The organism is Kocuria sp. ZOR0020 (assembly GCF_000800955.1).
GTDB lineage: Bacteria > Actinomycetota > Actinomycetes > Actinomycetales > Micrococcaceae > Kocuria > Kocuria subflava.
Genome location: NZ_JROX01000104.1, coordinates 1 through 797 on the forward strand (window position 1 = coordinate 1; position 797 = coordinate 797).

The following is a 797-nucleotide window of genomic DNA, read 5'->3' on the forward strand; positions in this document are numbered from 1 at the left end:
GTTGGAATCGAACGAACTCGCAACGTTCGGCAGTTCTGATTCAGGGATGGGGCGCTGCCCGCTATAACACCAATGGTATGTTTGCTGGCATGTGGACCGTTGCCGACCACCCTGACGCCGAACGTGAGTACGCCAAACTCGACGCTCGCGAGGCCGTGGCTGTGGACAACGCCATTGCGAAACTCAAACAGTCTGGACCGGGGCTTCCCTTTCCGCACTCCAGCGCAGTGAAGGGCGCCACAAAGCTGCGCGAACTCCGGCCCCGCGGTGGCCGAAGCCTTACTCGAGCCTTGTATCGGCGGATTGGGGACGTGTTCGTCATCGGGGCCTACGGGCCGGAAGCCCAGCACGACTCCAAGGGATTTGACCGAGCTTGCCGCGCCGCAGAAGAACGCCTGAACCAGATCGAAGAATGAAGGTGATGACCATGAAGCTCTCCGAGTTGAAGAGTCACGATCAGATCGCTGACGGGCGCCGGGAAGCCGACCCTGAGTACGCTGCTGAGGCCGATCGACTTGAACTGGCAGACGCGGTCAGTCGAGCGGTGGTCCGCTACCGCAGCGAGCACAACCTCACGCAGACGGCGTTCGGAAACAATTTCGGTTGGAAGCAGCCCCACGTAGCTCGGTTGGAACGAGGGGACGTCACACCATCGATCGAGACTTTGCAGCGACTGGCGCGTGCGGGGGTGGTTGAAGTTCACATCGAGCAGGAACGGACCTACGTTCAGGAGCTGGCCTCCGCATAAGGTACGCCCCATACTGCCGAACGTTGCGAGTTCGTTCGATTCCACCCGT

General features: G+C 60.7%; 2 protein-coding genes. Both read left to right on the forward strand.

From position 1 onward, the window contains the following. Positions 1 to 416 (forward strand): type II toxin-antitoxin system RelE/ParE family toxin (locus L979_RS06875; RefSeq protein ID WP_231559431.1); only part of this gene is annotated, 416 nt, incomplete at its 5' end. Between the two features lie 5 nt (positions 417 to 421). Next, a complete protein-coding gene (locus L979_RS06880) occupies positions 422 to 748 on the forward strand; it encodes a helix-turn-helix domain-containing protein (RefSeq protein WP_197052090.1) in 327 nt (108 codons plus the stop codon). The last annotated feature ends 49 nt before the right edge of the window (positions 749 to 797 follow it).